Genomic DNA, 14,856 nt, shown 5'->3' with positions numbered 1-14,856 from the left:
AGCATGTAGGCTCGCAGATTGCCAGATGATTGATGTGGTGTTTGGGGAATGGAAATCGTGAGGCTATCGATATGGCACGTCAGCGTTTTCTCGATCGTAAAGATGCGGGCGCCAGGTTGGTCAAGGCTTTGGCGGGCATGGCTCTTGAGGCCGATGCAGTTGTGCTCGGTTTGCCCAGGGGCGGCGTGCCAGTCGGAGAGGAAATCGCTCGCCGCCTTAACCTGCAGCTTGATTTTCTCAACATCCGGAAAATGGGAGTGCCCTGGCAGCCGGAGGTCGCCATGGGTGCGGTTGGTGAGGACGGGATTCCTCACCTGAATTCAGAACTGGTTGAGTCTCTCGCTATTACCCCCGACCAGATCCGGGCCATTCGAGACCAGGAAATGACGGTTATTCGCCATAGGAAAATCCTTTATCGGCGCCATACCGCGGCGGCTGTGATTCAGGGGCGGCAGGTGATCTTGGTGGATGATGGGCTGGCGACCGGGAGTACGATGGATCTGGCCATCGAGATTGTGAAAAAGGCCGGTGCCAGGTCCGTTATTGTCGCCCTCCCGGTTGCGCCTGCAGGCACTGTGAGCCGGTATGAAGATATTGTTGACCACTGTGTTTGTCTGCAGGAGCGGAACGACTTCGGTTACGTGGGCAGGTGGTACAGCGATTTCAATCCGGTCTCCGACGATCAGGTGTGTGAATCACTGGATCTGGCCCCTAGAGAGCCGGGGGTCACTTCGGGTAACCGGTGATCTCGCGAATTTTTCGGTACAGTGGCTGCAGCCGGGGATACATTTGCAGGTACACCTCTGAATACAGCCGCTCATAAAGCGCCCTTGTTTCAGGCTGAGGGTGGAACACATCACCAACCCGGGTCATTGCGGCAACGGCAGTATCGAAGTCCGGATGAAGGCCCAGCCCCACGGACGCATCTATGGCAGCCCCTAGACCCGAGGTTTCATAGGTATGGGGGCGCTCGGCCGGCAGGCCGAATACGTCGGCAGTGAGTTGCATGGCTGCGTCACTCTGGGAGCCACCGCCGGCGACTCTCAGGGTCCTGATTTTGACACCACTGCGCTTTTCAATTTTTTCCTTCCCTTCCCGCAAGGCATAGGCGAGACCTTCAAGAATGGCCCGGTAGATGTGGGAACGGGTGTGTACGTCACCAAAACCAATAATGGAACCTTTTGCTTCGGGACCGGGTTGCCGAACCCCTGGAGACCAATAGGGTTGCAGCATAAGGCCCATGGAGCCCGCCGGGACCGATTTCACCAGTTCGTCAAAGAGGGCTTCAGGCTCTATTCCCCGTTGTTCTGCAATCCGTCGTTCTCGCAGGCCGAACTCCTGTTTGAACCAGCTCACCATCCAGAAGCCCCGGTAGATCATTACCTCGGTGGCGTAATGGCCCGGCAATGCGGAGGGGTAGGGAGGCATCAGCCGTATGGGTTCCACATAGCGTTTGCTTGTGGTGTTAATGGTTGCTGTTGTGCCGTAGCTCATGCAACCGACCTCGGGCGTGAGCCCCCCGGACCCAAGAATCTCGCAGGCCTTGTCCGAAGCGGCCGCGATGACCGGTAATCCCTCCGGGAGCCCCAGGTGGGCGGCGGCCTCTGCGGTGAGATGGCCCAGGGGTTGGGCAGGTTCTACCAGCTCGGGCAGCATGTCGGGGGTTACCGGCATCGTTTGCCACTTGAAATCCCGTGGCCCGGCCCACCGGTGCTTGCGGTAGTTAAATGGCAGATAACCTACCTGGCTGCCGGTGGAATCCCGGAACCGGCCCGTCAGCCGGTAATTCAGGTAGCCGGACAGCAGGAGAAAGTGGCGCGTCTGACGCCAGATCTCCGGTTGGTTCTGCGCAATCCAGTTGGCCTGGGTTTTTTCCCGGAAGCGGGCAATCGTGTTTTCCAGTCGCGCCAACTTGAAAAGCCAGCCCCAGGGGCCTTTTACCGGTCCCTCCACTTTGGCATGCCTCTGGTCAAGCCAGATGATCGCCGGGCGCAGTGGCCGGCCTTCTGCGTCCAGATTGATCACCGTACCTCTTTGGGTGGTCACGGTGACACCGGCAACCTGGTGAGGGCTTGCTTCTGAACTCTCCCACAGTAACCGGCAGGCCTTGCCCACGTTCTCCCAGAAATAGTCGGGATGCTGCTCCGCCCAGCCTGGATGCTCGGAAAAATAGGGCTCGATTTCCTGTTTGCCTTTACCGACCAGGTTGCCTTGAGTATCGAAAAGAAGCGCCCGAACGCTTTGGGTTCCGTTGTCGATGGCCAGAATCAATGGCTCAGATGCCATGGTTTTGCGCTCCGTGCGGGAGGGCATAGGCCTGATTCCGTATCTCAAGGTAACGGGCCTCCTCCCGGGCCCACCGGCTGTCATCCCACCCCAGCAGAGGCTGGCAGCGTTGTCGCAGTTCAGGGAGCAATGTCTGGGCGCCGTCAGGCATGATCAGTCCAAGCCGCGTCCGCCTGAGCAGAAGGTCATCTAGGTGCTGAACATCCTCTTGCCCGCAGGCCCAGTAAAGTTCAGCCCAGATCAGATCGTTTCCGCTGCTGCTCGGATTTACCGGGTTCAGGGGGCCGCAGGCGAGCAGCTGCGTCAGATCTTTACCGTAGTAACCCTTCAGACGGTTCCAGGTTCGATGTCCGATTGCGTCTGGCCGTGGGATGTCCGGTGCAGCGGTAAAGACCGGTTGATCCTGGTCTCTCAGGCCATCAGTTGCTTCACCGTGCTTGAGCCCACGGGAAAGGGCCTCGCGGGCAATCAGACGGAAGGTAGTCAGTTTGCCGCCGGCAATACTGATCAGGCCGCTTTCCTCACGAAATTCATGCTCCCGACTTTCCCTGGATGGCGCCTTGCCGGTTCCGTCTGTGACAACGGGGCGAACTCCGGCCCAGGTCGAGAGGATGTTTTCCTCTGACACATTGCAGCCGGGGAAGAGCCGCGCCGAGATTTTCAGCAGATAGTCTACCTCCTCCCGGGAAATTGCGGGTTCGAGGGCCAAGTCATCCGAATGATCCAGGTCTGTTGTACCAAGCACGGTGGTCCCTTCCCAGGGAAACGCAAACACCGGGCGTTTATCGTCAGGGTGGAAGAGGGAGACACAGCAGGACACAGGCAGACAGGACCACGGCAGTACCAGGTGACTACCCCGAAGTGGCCGAATATTCATTTTTCTGGAAGGCTCTGACGAAGGCTGGAGCTGGTCAGCCCAGACGCCTGTCGCATTGATAACCAGCGGCGACGATACCTCGAGAGGCGGACTGTCTTCTTCCGTCTGGAGTTTTACACCGGTCACCTTGCCGCCGGAGCGCTCGATGTCCAGCGCCTTCACATAGTTCATGCAGAATGCGCCGTCCCGACGGGCCTCGGCAATGAGCCGCTGTACCAGTCGGGCGTCGTCGGTAATCGCGTCAGTAAATCCGCTCGCGCCGGTGAGATTGTCGAGGGTAAGTCCCGGAACCCACAAACTGGCTTCGCCTGGCGTTAACCGTTGTCGGGAGCGGAAACGTGCAATCCGGTCGTAAATGCCGAGCAGTAGCTGGAACAGTCCTGGTCCGGGAAACTGGTGGCGAAAATGGGGCATGATAAACCGCAAAGGCTCAATGAGCCCCGGGGCTTCGGTCATCAGCCGTTGGCGTTCCCGGACGGCATCCCGGGTGAGTCTGTACTGGCCGCTTCCCAGATAACGGAGCCCGCCATGGACCATTTTGGACGATCGGCTCGAGGTTCCCCAGGCAAAATCCCTTTGCTCTACCAGTAACGTTCTCAGCCCGCTGCCTGCGGCCTCCCGGGCGACGCCGGCGCCGGTGATGCCGCCACCGATCACAATGACGTCGAACTCCTTGTTGCCGGTTTGTAAATCAGTGAGGACGGCTGCTCGATTCACGGCCATGTTCATTCCACCAGTGTCTTGGGGTTCAGAAGGGCGTCAGGATCAAAGGTTGCGCACAGCGAACGGATCGCCAGCATGCCAAGCTCGCCCTTTTCCACCGGAAGAAAGGGAGCGTGGTCCTTGCCGACGCCGTGCTGGTGACTGATGGTGCCCCGGTTACGGACAATCACCTCGGACGTGCGGGTTTTCAGGGTCTTCCAGCGAGCGAGGGTTTCTTCGTAAGTATCCGCTACCCGGAACACGTAGGTCGTGTAGATACTGCAGCCCTGGCTGTAGAAATGGGAAAGGTGCGTGAACACGTGGGTTGATTCGTGCTTTTCGTTCAGGCCCTCGCGAAGGTTGTTCTCGATCAGTCCGAGGAGGTTATCGACGTTGTCCCAGTCGGTCGCGGTTTCCAGTGTGTCCACGGCGTAACCCATCTGCCACAGCGCTTCGCGCAGGTAGGGCATGGTGAACCGTTTTTCTGCCCATTTTTTGCCGAGTCTGGTACCGGCATAGACGCCCTTGTATACGGAGCAAATCTGCCGGACTTCTTTAAGTGCGTTTTTGCATTGATGCGGGCTTCCCGTTAAGCCAAACGTCATCATGCATTTGCCGTTGCCGGCGCCACGCAGGGAGAGGAAGCTTTCAAGCAGACCGATAAGGCGGGGATGCCCGGCCAATGCCAGTTGCGTCTCGGTTTCTGTCGCATTGCTGAGACGCAGCATGGAAAGCTGCGTCCGATTTTGAACCAGCTTGCGGCAGGCTGTGCGGGCCTGTTCCCAGTCCGGGAAGAAGACAACATGGAAGCTTTCCTGATCCGGTAACCGGCTGACGCGCACTTTCACTTCTGTGATCAGTCCCAGGCGGCCCTCCGATCCCAGGATGAACTCGCGGATATCGGGGCCTGCACTGGAGGCGGGGAAGGTGGGCAGGTCTAATGTGCCTTTCAGGGTTTCAATGCGACCGCCTGCAAACAGCTGTTCAATCCGGCCGTACCGGAGGGACTGCTGGCCACTGGAGCGGGAGGCCACCCAACCGCCAATCGTGGAAAGCTCAAAGGATTGGGGATAGTGTCCCAGGGTGTAGCCCTGAGCACGAAGCTGGGATTCCACCAGGGGGCCGGGTGTACCGGCACCGAAGGTGGCGATCTGGCTTTCCCGGTCCAGGTCGACCAGTCGGTTCATCTTACCCATATCTACCGTCAGCACGGGGTTATCGGAGCCCACTGGGTTGATATGTCCCGCGACGCTGGTGCCACCACCGTAGGGAATCAGTTGAAGAGCGTGCCTTTTCGCGTACTGAAGGAGTTTCTGCACATCCATGTTGCTTTGAGGGTAGGCGATGCCATCAGGAAACACGCCAAAGTTGCCGCTGCGCATGGCAAGCCAGTCGGAAAGGCTCTGGCCGCGGGCATGTCGAACCCGTGCCTCGGGACTGCAATCAATCAAGGCGTCGACTTCGGTGTCGGCAGGTAGCCGGGTGGCAGGCACCTCGGCGCAGACCGAGGCCAACGAAACATCTGGAAGCGCCTGGCTTTCGCCAATCCGTTCGGCGAGAAAAGACTGTCCCTCATCGGGTAAAGCCAGATTGAAATTTTCATCGCCCCAGCCATTCCAGCGTCGCATTGGGTTACTCCCTGATTGTTAGGTAATGTGCGGCATTCTATAGTTGTTACCGCGAAAAGCGTTGTCGCTTGGCGCCATACGCGATGTCATTTACCGCCACGGGGTTTTTCAGGGACGCAGGGAATCGGTCAGCCGGCTATTAAGCTCCTGCCAGCGGGAAAGCTTCTGCGCTTCGCCGATGCGTGTACGTTCACCGCCAGACTGGTTTAGCCAGAGGCCTTCTCCGTTGAAACTATAAACAGGTTCAAGATCAGTGCGTTGGGAAGCAGGTTTAATCTCGTTTATGAGGTTGTCGAGAATCAGCGGATCGGCACCCGGTTCGGGATACCAGGCCAGAACCATGTGTGCCTGGTTAAGCTCCAGAGCGTTAACGTAAATCACACGGAGCTGACCGTCGGGGACACCCATTGCCTTCAGGGTAAGGTATTTGGCAATGGAAAAGTCTTCACAGTCGCCCCCGTTAGTGGTCAGGAGTTCCACCGGCGTTGCCCAGTAATCCTCTTCCCCCCAATGTTGGATATCACTGACGAAAGTCACCCGATTGAAGAATGAGTTGACCAGTTTCAATTGGCGATCGATTGGGGCATTCGAGGCTAAAGTGTGAAGGCGCTGCCAGTCTTCCAGCCGCTGATGCGCCTCGGTGCCAAATTTTTCCTGCACATAGTTCATCAGGCTATTGCTGAGCTCAAGCGCCCCAACCACGGCGGTTACAAGTAACAAGGCAGGCAGCAGGGAGGAGCGGCGCCGTAGTGTCAGAGCAGCCGTCATGACCGGGCTCAGTTATTGTTATTCCGCAGGCGCTCTCTGAGCTGTTCGAGACGCTTGCGAATTTCCTCACGACGCTGGTCTTTGCCTGACGCGGAAGGCGATGTCGATGAGGGGGCTGACTGGGTAGTGGCAGAGGCTGATGACCCGTTTTCCCGATTACTGGCGGCAAAAGACATACCCGAGCGATCTTCAGACTCCGGGAAAAAGAGGTTTTCAAGCTTGCCACTGCGTTCGATGATAACCCGGTTGGGGTGAACAGAACGGAGAGTGGCATTACCAGGGAGCTCGTCTCCAACCAGGTAGGCTTCGGTCTTGCTCTTTTCATCCTCAATAAGGGCGCTGCCGGGAAACTCTCCGTCTGCGGCAAGAACACCCCTGAGGAAAAGCCGAAGGTTTGTTTCCGGCAGATTCTCGGTATCGACCGGTTCGTTAGTCCCGGTACTGGTAGCCGTCCCGAATAAATCCAGAGCGGCCAGGTTGACCGTCGGTTCCTGTCGCGAGGGAGGCAAGGCCTCCGCGCTTGTTTCAGCCGAATTCCGGGTGCTTTGCTGGCTTTCCGTTTGCCAGAAACTATAACCCTGCCAGGCTGTCACACCCAGCATTGCGGCTCCCGCGACAAGTGCGAGAAGCAGGGGAAGCCGTTGGTTGATTGGGAGCATTGATCATCCTGAATGCAATTGGGTGGGCCCGGAAAAGCCCACAGGTTATCAGACTGCAACGTTTTATTGGCAGTATAGTGTATTAGAGTGATTCAGTGGTTCCACATCCTGTGGTAGCCTTTCAGAATTGATTGAATCGAAAAGAATTTCAAGACGGGGACGACCTTGACCACAGAAACCGAATATCAGCAGCAGGATGCTCCGCTGGGCCGTCTACCTTTCACTTTTGCCAAACGTAATGGCGTCATCCTTACACGATCGGATGCCGGTGAACCGGTTATCCTGATTCGTCCGGGTGCTTCCCATTCTGCATTGGCAGAGGCGAACCGTATCAGTGGTGGCCAGGCCAGATTTTCCTCCATTGACCCCGACCGTTTCGATCAGGCCCTGAATGCTGCCTATCAAAACGATTCCGCAGAAGCGATGCAGATGGTTGAAGGCATCGGGGATGATATGGATCTGGCATCACTGGCGGATTCTGTTCCCGAGACCGAAGACCTGCTCGAGCAGGAAGACGATGCACCGATCATCCGCCTGATCAACGCCATTCTTACCGAGGCGGTCAAGACCAGTGCCTCTGATGTTCATATTGAAACCTATGAAAAGCGGCTGGTTGTCCGGTTCCGCGTTGACGGCGTTTTACGGGAAGTTGTTCAGCCCAAGCGGGCATTGGCACCATTACTGGTTTCGCGCATCAAGGTTATGGCCAAGCTGGATATTGCCGAAAAGCGCGTCCCTCAGGATGGTCGCATTGCTCTTCGGGTAGCCGGTCGTGAAGTGGATATCCGGGTCTCGACCATGCCTTCCTCCAGCGGGGAGCGGGTGGTGTTGCGATTGCTCGACAAGCAGGCCGGGGCAATTCGTCTGGAATCTCTGGGAATGGCCGGCGGTGACCTTAAAGTTCTCCGTAAACTGATTCACCGGCCTTACGGTATTCTGCTGGTGACGGGCCCGACCGGTTCCGGTAAGTCCACAACACTTTACGCCTCCCTTCAGGAAATCAACGATCGCAGCCGCAACATCCTGACCGTTGAGGACCCGATTGAATACAACTTGCCCGGCATTGGGCAGACCCAGGTTAATCCCAAAGTGGATATGACCTTTGCCCGCGGCCTGAGGGCGATTCTGCGTCAGGATCCGGATGTCGTCATGATTGGTGAAATCCGGGACCTCGAAACAGCCGAAATCGCGGTTCAGGCCAGTTTGACCGGTCACCTGGTACTCTCCACCCTGCATACCAATACGGCCGTTGGTGCCATTACCCGTCTGATGGACATGGGAATCGAGCCCTTCCTTATTTCCTCCAGTATGGTGGGCATTGTTGCCCAGCGGCTGGTCAGGGTTTTGTGTAAGGAGTGTCGTGAACCCTATACCCCGACGGAAGAGCATTGTGAATTCTTGCAGCAGGATTTCTCCAGCCCGCCAACCATATACCGTGCCCGCGGGTGTGAGCATTGCAATCACCTCGGTTACCGGGGCCGGATAGGTATTTATGAAGTGGTGGAAATAAACCAGGAGATCAGTGCACTGATTCATAAACGGGCAGGTGAGCTGGATCTGGAACGCGAAGCGCGGCTGCGCGGGCCCAGCATTCACGCTGACGGGGTACAGAAAATTCTGGACGGTGTGACCACCGTGGAAGAGGTTCTTCGCGTTACCTACCGGAGTCAGTAAATCATGGCGGCCTATGAGTACAAGGCGCTGGATGCCCGAGGCAAACAGAAGCACGGAGTGATGGAGGCAGATGCGCCTCGTGCTGTGCGTCAGCAGCTTCGTGAGAAAGGTTTGACTCCGCTGGCGGTAGAGCCCGCTGTAGAGCAACGGCCCCGTGCCAACCCTCTCAGTAGCCGCGGTTCTCTGGCAGCCGCCGATCTGGCGCTGGTGACCCGGCAACTGGCCACTTTGATTCAGTCCGGTATTCCGGTTGAGCAGGCGCTATCGGCTGCGGCACAGCAGAACGCCAAACCCCGCATTCGCAGTATGATGATCGCCATTCGCGCAAAGGTCATGGAAGGCTACAGCCTGGCAGACAGCCTTGGCGAGTTCCCGAAAGCCTTCCCGCGCCTTTACCGGTCAACGGTTTCGGCCGGTGAACACGCAGGGCACCTGGACCTGGTTCTGAATCGGCTCGCAGACTATACCGAGGGGCGCCAGGAGGCACGACAGAAGATTCAGCTCGCAGCCATTTATCCGATCGTCCTCAGTGTTGTTGCCATCGCAATTGTTGTGTTTCTCCTGACCTATGTGGTTCCGGACATTATTGAAGTATTCCTGAAGCAGGGGCAGGAATTGCCGGCACTGACCAGCGCCATGTTGGCGGTTTCGGATTTTCTGGCCAATTACGGTGTGTACCTCGCAATCCTGCTGTTTCTCGGGGTTGTGGCGTTTAGATATGCACTGACCAAGTCCGGGTTTCGCATGCGCTTTCACAAGCGGCTACTGCATCTGCCGCTGTTCTCCGGGATGGTTCGGGGTGTGAACACTGCGCGTTACGCCAGCACCCTCAGCATTCTGACAACCAGTGGTGTGCCACTGGTGGAAGCCATGCGCATCGCAGGGGAAGTGTTATCCAACGATTTTCTTCGCCGTGAACTCCGTGATGCGGCGCGGAAAGTCAGCGAGGGTGGCTCCCTGCACCGGTCGCTGGATCAGACCGGATATTTTCCGCCAATGATGTTGCATATGATCGCCAGCGGCGAAGCCAGTGGTGAACTCGACAGCATGCTGGAGCGCACGGCACGGATGCAGGAAAACACCCTGCAATCGAAGATAGCGGCGATTGTTGGGCTATTCGAGCCAATGATGCTCCTGGTCATGGGGGTCGTGGTATTGATTATTGTTATGGCCATCATGCTGCCCATACTGAATATGAGCAATCTGGTGGGCTAGGAGCAACGGATTTTCAGGGACCGGTTTATTAAACGTAAGGATGCCAAGCCAATGACGAGTGAGACGATGAGAATTCAACAAATCAACAAACGGAATACCAGCCGCGGTTTTACCCTGATTGAGATCATGGTGGTTATGGTAATCCTCGGCCTTCTGGTGGCTATTGTTGCCCCGAACATCATGGGGCGAAGTGATCAGGCCAAGGTGACGATTGCCGAAACCCAGCTCAAGAACATCCAGAGTGCCCTTGATCTCTATCGTCTGGATAACAGCCACTACCCGTCGACCCAGCAGGGCCTTGAGGCGCTGGTTTCAAAGCCCAGCGGCAGCCCGGAACCAAAAAACTGGAACCCGGACGGCTACCTCAAGAGCGTTCCTGAGGACCCCTGGTCGGCTGAGTTCCAGTATATAAGCCCCGGTACCGAGGGTCCTTATGACCTTTATTCCTATGGTTCCGATGGTCAGGAAGGTGGTGACGGCGACGCATCTGATATCAGCGTCTGGAACTCCGAGGGCTAGGCCATTTTGCGACTCAGGACCCAGCAGGCCGGTTTTACACTGATTGAAATAATGGTCGTTCTGATCATTGTTGGACTGCTGGCAGCGCTTGCCGTGTTCAGCATGGGTGGCAGCTCCCAGCAGCGGGAGCTGGAGAATGAGGTTCGCGAGCTCTATCTTTTGATGCAGACAGCTTCGGAGCAGTCTGTTCTCAATAATCTTGAGATGGGCTTGCAGTTCAACGATGACGGCTACCAGTTCGTGGCGTTTCAGGATTCGACCGGCGACTGGAAGGCGTCGGGCGAGCGGATGTTCCGGCTCAGGACCTTTCCTGACTGGCTTGTGGTGACCAGGTTTATCGAGAGTGACGCGCCCAGACTGGCCTCGGCTGAAGACAAGCTGTTGCCGGATGTGGTGTTTTTCTCAAGCGGTGAAACCACACCCTTCGAAATCGAATTCACGGCAGGTAAGGGCAGCGACTACGTGCATGTGATCGCCTCCGATGGCGTGTCTCCTCTTGAGTGGCGCCATCCTGGCGACGAGGACGGGCCGTGAAGGTTCAAAAGGGGTTTACTCTGATCGAGGTGCTTGTCGCCTTGCTGGTTTTTGGTCTCATCGCCACTGCCGCAGCACAGGTCGGCAGCCAGTATATTTCCAGCTACGAGAGAATCCGGGACAAAACCCTGGCTGGCTGGCTCGCAGATAACCGAATTAACGAGATCCGACTCGAGGAAACGCTGCCCGGAATCTCAGAAAGCTCCCGAGACACTGATTATGGCCCCTTTCGCTGGAAGGTTACGACAACGGTGACCGCTACCGCCGAACCAACCATGCGGCGGATCGAGGTAACCGTGGGCAAATATCGTGGTGACCAATCCAGGCCGGTGCCGGTGCACACATTGTCCGCGTTTGTAGGGGAAAACTGATGGCTGTTTCCTCTCACCTGACCGTGCCTGGACAGAGAGGCTTTACCCTCATGGAAGTATTAATCGCGGTTACCATCACCGCGGTTATAGGGCTCGGGGTCTGGCAGGTGATCAACGGCGTGGTGAATTCCAGGGACCGGGTCAACGAGGTGGCTGAGGAGTTTGATGGCGTTCAGCGCACTATGTTGCTGCTGGAGCGTGACATCATCCAGATCGTCAATCGTCCGGCCAGAGATGTCTACGGTGACTACCAGCCTGCCTTGACCAGTCGCCAGGGTGATTTTGCGTTGTTGCTTACCCGCCAGGGCTGGCGAAATCCACTTGGAATTCGGCGGAGTGGGCTTCAGCGGGTTGGCTGGGAGTATACGGGCAGCGAGTTGCATCGGCGGTACTGGCCCGTGGTTGATCAGGGGCAAGAAGATAACAGCGAGGATGTGTTGCTATTGGAGGGTGTTACGGCTTTTGATGTCCGTTTCCTCAACGACCAGCGGAGCTGGCAACCTGAGTGGCCAACGGATGAAATGATGGCAGCCCTCAGTCCGGGAGATCGACCGGACCTGCGATTACCCCTGGGCATGGAAATCAGTATCGAGCATGAAACCTTCGGGGAGCTCGTGCGAACCTTTGCCCTGCCGGATTTTGACCCTGATGAGGCCCAGAGTGTGGTGAACCAGAGCAACGAGGCCAATGCTCAGGCAGAGGAAGAGGGACAGGAGCAGCCATCACAGGGAGGTAATCAGCCATGAGTGGCCGGTGTTGCCAACACGGGGGGCATCGCGAGCGGGGCGTTGCGCTGATTATGGTCTTGCTGGCCATGGCTCTGGTGGTGATGCTGGCTGCGGGTATGACACAACAGCAAAGCATTCGTGTGTTCAAGGCCGGCCACTATCTTGCCCAGCAACAGGGGGGTAGCATTGCCCTGGGAGCGGAGGCGTTTGCCCGTCAGATTCTGGTCAGGGATTATGAGGAAGATAAAGAAGACAACCAGATGGTCGATAGTCTTGACGAGTTCTGGGCCGCGAACGCCGCGATTCTGCCGCTGGATGATAATGGGGTTGCGGAGGTTCAGGTGGATGGCCTGGGCGGGCGCATCAACCTGAACGATCTGGTGTCAGGAAGTGGCCAGGTGGATACCCTGACCAAAGAGCGGCTGACCCGTCTCCTGGCAGCGCTGAGCATTACGACGATCACTGTGGATTCTCTGATCGACTGGATCGACTCTGATGACCAGACGGTCAGTGCCTATGGTGCAGAGGACGGACAGTACCTGATGGCGGATCCGGGATACCGTGCCGGCAACCAGCCATTTGTAAGCGTTACCGAGTTGCGTCTCATTGAAGGCATGACCGAAGAAGCGTACGAGGTTCTCAGTCAGCACGTAGCAGCGCTTCCGGTAAGTGGTCTTGGAATCAACGTCAACACCGCGACAGGTCCGGTTATCCAGTCCCTGAGTAGTGAGCTGACGGAAGCTCAGGCAGCATCTATTATTGAGAAACGGGATGAAGAACCATTCGACAATCTGCAGGACTTTCTGGCGCTGCCCGAATTCGCCGGCCTGGGCCTGAAATCCGCAGGACTTGGCCTGCAAACCCGTTTTTTTGAAGTTGCTTCAAGGATTACCTACGATAATCGGGTCGTAAATATGGTCAGCACCGTTTTCCGTAACCCGGAAGGTGAGGTCCGGACGGTTCAGAGGGATACCGGACAGAAAAACAGAATCACCAAAGAGCCCTATACAATTTCAGAAGGATAACCATGTCTTATCGCCTTTACGTGAGGCCCGTTCCTCCCTTTTCGGATCCTGACCAGAATCCCGAGGCGCAGCTGTTCAACTGGGTACTTCACGATGCCAGTGGGGATGCCCAGGCTCGCGGTATCGGTGACCCTCGTAATGCGATTGAGCAGACACTGGGGCAAAACGCCCTTGATAATGTGTTGCTGATTGGTCTGATCCCCGGCGATGAGGCGCTGTTCTGTGTTGCAGATATACCGGCAAAGCAAAGCCGGTTTATCAATCAGGCATTGCCGTATGCGGTCGAAGAGCAGATCGCCCAGGATATCGACACCGTCCATCTCGCTCTGGGTCGGCACACCGACGAAGGTTATCCTGTTGCCGCCATTGATGAGGCGAGGATGGGGCAATGGGTTGCCCTGCTCAGTGGCTGGGACCATGTCAGGCTTGAATCTATCTACCCGGATGCGGCGCTCTTGCCGATAACCGAGGGCGGCTGGGCTATTTGCCTGGCCGGCGAGATAGCCTTGATGGTGAGTGATCGTGGTGAATGGCTGAGCATGCAATCTGCCAACCTGGGCATGTTCGCCCATACACTGGCCGTTCCCCCGTCTGAAGATGTGGTCGCCGAGGTACCGGTTACGCTGTACGCGACCGCAGAAGAGTTCGAGGTACAGCAAGCCGCGATCGGCGAGCTGATGTCGCCCGGGCGTCTTACGGTACGTCGTGAGACGCTGGAACTGATGCCACTGGAGCTGCTGGCGTACGCCCATCACCACCACCTGTGCCAGCCCATCAATCTTTGCCAGGGGCGCTTCTCGAACCGGTCCAATAAAGCAAATCCGCTTAAGCCCTGGAAACCCCTGATCGCGGTCGCTGCGGTATGGTTTGCCATTCAGGTGGCGCTGGAAGTAGGCATGGGTTTTTATTATCAGCAACAGGCGGATGAACTGGAACAGCAGGCCATGGCCATATACCGCGAGGCATTCCCGGAGGACCGGAAGACTGACGCCGGCAAGGTCCGCAGGGTTATTGAAGGGCAGTTGAGGGTAGCAGGCTCCCAGGGGCCTGAGGTGGACTTCATTACTCTCATGAAGTACACCGGCCAGGAGTATTCCCGGTTACCCGGGGCCCGATCCGTAAACTTCAGTTCTGTGAACTACAGCCGAACCCGCGGAGAGCTCGTGGTGGACGTTCGTGCAGACAGCTATGACCGGCTGAGCGCCCTGCGAAACGGCCTGGCGAGGCAGGGGCTTGAGGCGCAGATTGGGTCGGTGGTGAATGAATCAAGTGGCGCCCGCGGTCGCCTGACTGTATCCGGGGGTTGATGGAATGTTGGCTAAACTGAAAGATCAGACCGCTGTGGGTAAGCTGATTGCCCAATACGATCAGCTTCCGAAGCGGGACCAGCAGGCGCTCATGGTGCTCGCGGTGGCGGTATTGCTGGGGGTTCTTTATTTCGCAGTGTGGCAACCCGCTGCAACGTTTAATGATCAGGCGGTCAGTTCCAGGGAAAATGCAGCCGAACTGCTGGCCTGGATGAAGTCCAATGAGGCATCCATCAAGCGCCTTGGAGCGGGTGGTGGGTCGTCCGGCGCTGCCTCGGCGGACACGCCCGCAAATGGCCGTGCACTGATGGCTCTGGTTACCAGTTCGGCCCGTGATTCCGGCTTGTCTCTCCAGCGTTTCGAACCGAGCGGAGAGGATGCCATCCGGGTGTGGATTGAAGGGGCGCCCTTTGCCGATGTGGCCGCCTGGCTGGAAAGCCTGAATGGTGACCACGGTGTGATTATCGATCAGGCGGCCATGGATAAGGCCAATGAACCGGGACGGGTTTCCGTACGTTTAACACTGACCATCTGATACTGAAGCACAGTCGCCGGGGCTGTCT

General features: G+C 57.2%; 15 protein-coding genes. 10 read left to right on the top strand and 5 right to left on the bottom strand.

Features of this window, described 5'->3' with window-relative positions; all coding sequences use genetic code 11:
- Nucleotides 1-71 precede the first annotated feature (71 nt).
- On the top strand, nt 72-746 hold the full coding sequence (locus KFJ24_RS06645) for a phosphoribosyltransferase (protein ID WP_250830277.1): 675 nt from the start codon (nt 72-74) through the stop codon (nt 744-746).
- Here the strand turns inward: KFJ24_RS06645 and KFJ24_RS06640 are convergent.
- From KFJ24_RS06640 to KFJ24_RS06620, 5 genes are all read right to left on the bottom strand, one after another.
- A complete protein-coding gene (locus KFJ24_RS06640) occupies nt 727-2,286 on the bottom strand; it encodes an FGGY-family carbohydrate kinase (RefSeq protein ID WP_250832573.1) in 1,560 nt (519 codons plus the stop codon). The genes KFJ24_RS06645 and KFJ24_RS06640 overlap by 20 nt on opposite strands.
- Nucleotides 2,276-3,886 (bottom strand): glycerol-3-phosphate dehydrogenase/oxidase, encoded by a 1,611-nt coding sequence (locus KFJ24_RS06635; RefSeq protein ID WP_250830276.1) that lies wholly within the window; start codon nt 3,884-3,886, stop codon nt 2,276-2,278. The genes KFJ24_RS06640 and KFJ24_RS06635 overlap by 11 nt, the downstream gene beginning before the upstream one ends.
- A gap of 2 nt (nt 3,887-3,888) precedes the next feature.
- Nucleotides 3,889-5,493, bottom strand: a complete 1,605-nt coding sequence (locus KFJ24_RS06630; protein ID WP_250830275.1) for an FAD-binding oxidoreductase — start codon at nt 5,491-5,493, stop codon at nt 3,889-3,891.
- 108 nt (nt 5,494-5,601) lie between these two features.
- On the bottom strand, nt 5,602-6,261 hold the full coding sequence (locus KFJ24_RS06625; protein ID WP_250830274.1) for a transglutaminase-like cysteine peptidase: 660 nt from the start codon (nt 6,259-6,261) through the stop codon (nt 5,602-5,604).
- Between the two features lie 8 nt (nt 6,262-6,269).
- Nucleotides 6,270-6,920 (bottom strand): type II secretion system protein N, encoded by a 651-nt coding sequence (locus KFJ24_RS06620; RefSeq protein WP_250830273.1) that lies wholly within the window; start codon nt 6,918-6,920, stop codon nt 6,270-6,272.
- Between the two features lie 165 nt (nt 6,921-7,085).
- Between KFJ24_RS06620 and gspE the strand changes: the two genes are divergently transcribed.
- From gspE to gspM, 9 genes are all read left to right on the top strand, one after another.
- A complete protein-coding gene (gene gspE / locus KFJ24_RS06615; RefSeq protein ID WP_250830272.1) occupies nt 7,086-8,594 on the top strand; it encodes a type II secretion system ATPase GspE in 1,509 nt (502 codons plus the stop codon).
- Nucleotides 8,595-8,597: 3 nt separating this feature from the next.
- Nucleotides 8,598-9,809, top strand: coding sequence for a type II secretion system inner membrane protein GspF (gene gspF / locus KFJ24_RS06610; protein ID WP_250830271.1), 1,212 nt, complete (start codon nt 8,598-8,600; stop codon nt 9,807-9,809).
- Between the two features lie 66 nt (nt 9,810-9,875).
- On the top strand, nt 9,876-10,328 hold the full coding sequence (gene gspG, locus KFJ24_RS06605; protein WP_250830270.1) for a type II secretion system major pseudopilin GspG: 453 nt from the start codon (nt 9,876-9,878) through the stop codon (nt 10,326-10,328).
- 6 nt (nt 10,329-10,334) lie between these two features.
- Nucleotides 10,335-10,862 carry a type II secretion system minor pseudopilin GspH gene (gene gspH / locus KFJ24_RS06600; RefSeq protein WP_284709161.1) on the top strand — a complete coding sequence of 176 codons (528 nt, stop codon included), beginning with the start codon at nt 10,335-10,337 and terminating at the stop codon, nt 10,860-10,862.
- A complete protein-coding gene (gene gspI, locus KFJ24_RS06595) occupies nt 10,859-11,233 on the top strand; it encodes a type II secretion system minor pseudopilin GspI (RefSeq protein ID WP_250830269.1) in 375 nt (124 codons plus the stop codon). Before gspH ends, gspI begins: the two co-directional genes overlap by 4 nt.
- On the top strand, nt 11,233-11,979 hold the full coding sequence (gspJ, locus tag KFJ24_RS06590; protein WP_250830268.1) for a type II secretion system minor pseudopilin GspJ: 747 nt from the start codon (nt 11,233-11,235) through the stop codon (nt 11,977-11,979). The genes gspI and gspJ overlap by 1 nt, the downstream gene beginning before the upstream one ends.
- On the top strand, nt 11,976-12,986 hold the full coding sequence (gene gspK, locus KFJ24_RS06585; protein ID WP_250830267.1) for a type II secretion system minor pseudopilin GspK: 1,011 nt from the start codon (nt 11,976-11,978) through the stop codon (nt 12,984-12,986). The genes gspJ and gspK overlap by 4 nt, the downstream gene beginning before the upstream one ends.
- Before the next feature lie 2 nt (nt 12,987-12,988).
- Entirely contained in the window at nt 12,989-14,293 is a 1,305-nt protein-coding gene (gene gspL / locus KFJ24_RS06580; protein WP_250830266.1) for a type II secretion system protein GspL, read from the top strand.
- A gap of 4 nt (nt 14,294-14,297) precedes the next feature.
- Nucleotides 14,298-14,828 (top strand): type II secretion system protein GspM, encoded by a 531-nt coding sequence (gene gspM, locus KFJ24_RS06575; RefSeq protein WP_250830265.1) that lies wholly within the window; start codon nt 14,298-14,300, stop codon nt 14,826-14,828.
- Nucleotides 14,829-14,856 lie beyond the last annotated feature (28 nt).

Origin of the sequence: Marinobacter sediminum, from assembly GCF_023657445.1 — a bacterium.
GTDB lineage: Bacteria > Pseudomonadota > Gammaproteobacteria > Pseudomonadales > Oleiphilaceae > Marinobacter > Marinobacter sediminum_A.
Note: the sequence above shows the minus strand (reverse complement) of the source record. Positions and strands in the feature narration are given on the sequence as shown.